Genomic DNA, 2,103 nt, shown 5'->3' with positions numbered 1-2,103 from the left:
CACGCCCGTGCCGCCCACGCTGCCCGAGACGATCGTCGCGAGCCCGTCGCCGAGGAAGGCGCGCCCCATGTAGCGGTCGAGGTTCTGGCCGGTCATCGCGCTCACGGCCTTGATGTGCCCCAGATTCTCGGCCACCAGAATGATGGCGATGGGTGCGAGCAGCACCATCGCCTCCGGCTTGAACACGGGGGCGGCGAAATGGGGCATGCCGAACCACGCGGCATTGGCCACGACGGAGAAGTCGATCGGCTTGCCAAGGCCCATGCCGTTGGTCAGCACGGCGTAGAGCACGTACGCGAGCAGCAGCCCCACCAGAATCAACAGACGCTGCACCATGCCGCGCGCGAACACGGCCACCAGACCGACGCACAACACCGTCGCGAGCGCCATCCAGGTATCGAAGTTCGTGGCTGAAACGCCCTTGACCGCCACCGGCGCCAGGTTCAGGCCGATCACCGCCACCACGGCCCCCGTGACGACCGGCGGCATGAGCGCCTCGATCCAGCGCGTGCCCACCGCCATCACGATCAGACCGATGATCGCGTACAGCACACCGCACGCGATGATGCCGCCGAGCGCCACCGGAACATTCATGTTCGGGCCGCTGCCGGCGTACCCGGTCACCGAGATGACCAGGCCGATGAAGGCGAAGCTCGAACCGAGATAGCTCGGCACGCGCCCGCCTACGAGCACGAAGAACAGCAACGTGCCGATACCCGACATGAAGATCGCGAGGTTCGGGTCGAAGCCCATGAGCAGCGGGGCGAGCACTGTCGAGCCGAACATGGCGACGACGTGCTGAACGCCCATGGCGATGGTCTGGGGCCAGGGCAGACGCTCGTCGGGGGCGATCACGCGTCCCGACGCCGTGTCCTGTTGCCGCCACTGCGGGAAGTAACCCTCTGCCATATCGATCCTCTCCTGTGATTGTCGTGTCGTTCTGTGCCGTACGTGCGGTTCGCCCGCCCCGCGCGCGGCCGCGCTGCGGGGTGACGGAAAACTGGGCGAAGTGTACGGAGCGCCCGCACGGAAGGCAAGGCACAAAGCCGCGACGCCGGCGCCGGTGTCAGCGGCGCGCGACGCCCTGGAGAATCTTGTCGGCCAGCGCCGTGTAGTTGCCGTCGAAATGGTGTCCGCCCGGCATCTTCACGACCTGAACGCGCCGGGGATCGAGTCCGGGGCAGTTGCTGTCGTCCTCGTCGGCGCCATAGATGCACATCGCCATGCCGTCGGGCAGGCGTTCGACTTCCGGGCGGATCGGCAGGCCGTTCTGGCTCGACATGACCCAGTTGGTCATGCGGAATTCGAAGTCGGCTTTCTGCCCGAGCCCCATGAGTACGAGCAGCGCCACGCGCTCGCGCCCGCCCGGCGGCAACCGGTTGACCATGAACGGCAGCACGTCGGCGCCTTGCGAATACCCCACGAGGATCACGCGCTTCTTGTTCCAGCGCGTTTGATAGAAGCGCATGAGACGGTCGATGTCGAGCGCCCCCGATGCGGGGGTACGCGCCGACCAGAAATAGCGCAGCGAATCGACGCCCACCACCGGAATGCCGTGCGCCGAGAGCGCGCCCGCCACGTCGCGATCGAGTCCCGCCCAGCCGCCGTCGCCCGACAGGAGAATGGCGAAGGTGTCGGCCAGGTTCGCGTCGGGCTTGCCGGTGGCAGGCACTTCGATCACCGGCAGGTCCGCCACGGCCGCGGGCGGGCGGGCCGTGCCGGCCACGTGATGCGCGTTCAGCCGGCGAAAGGCGTTCTTGTATTGCGTCACCCAGTCGGCGAGCACCGGCGTCGGCGTCGTGCCCGAGGTGTCCATCGCGCCAAGGCTGCCGGCCAGGCCGCCCACGAGCCAGTTCGCATTGGGCGTGCGCGCGGCGAACGCCTGCGCCACGTGGTCGGGGCACCGCGGCGCGCGCGCGTACGGCCCGCCTGCCGGGCCGCCCATCGCCAGCCACGGCGCGCTCATCACCGGAGCGGGCAGCAGCCTCATGGGCGCGCCTCCGGCGGTGTGCGTGACGCCGCGTCCGAAATGCACGCCTTCGCCCTGGCATAGCGGCCGCGACATCGGCAGCACCGGGCAGAAGTCGACGGACAGCGCGCCCG

The 2,103-nt window shown here is 68.9% G+C and carries 2 protein-coding genes; both read right to left on the bottom strand.

What is annotated here, in order from left to right; genetic code table 11:
* Window positions 1-909, bottom strand: a 909-nt coding sequence (locus W930_RS0124360; protein ID WP_028731381.1) for a solute carrier family 23 protein, incomplete at its 3' end; no start/stop codon positions are given.
* Between the two features lie 157 nt (window positions 910-1,066).
* The coding region (locus W930_RS0124355) for a virulence factor family protein (RefSeq protein WP_028731380.1) at window positions 1,067-2,103 on the bottom strand (1,037 nt) is incomplete at its 5' end.

Source organism: Pandoraea sp. E26, from assembly GCF_000681415.1.
Taxonomy (GTDB): Bacteria; Pseudomonadota; Gammaproteobacteria; order Burkholderiales; family Burkholderiaceae; genus Pandoraea; species Pandoraea pnomenusa.
The sequence above is the reverse complement of the archived record's forward strand: the minus strand, read 5'-3'. Positions and strand labels throughout refer to the sequence as shown.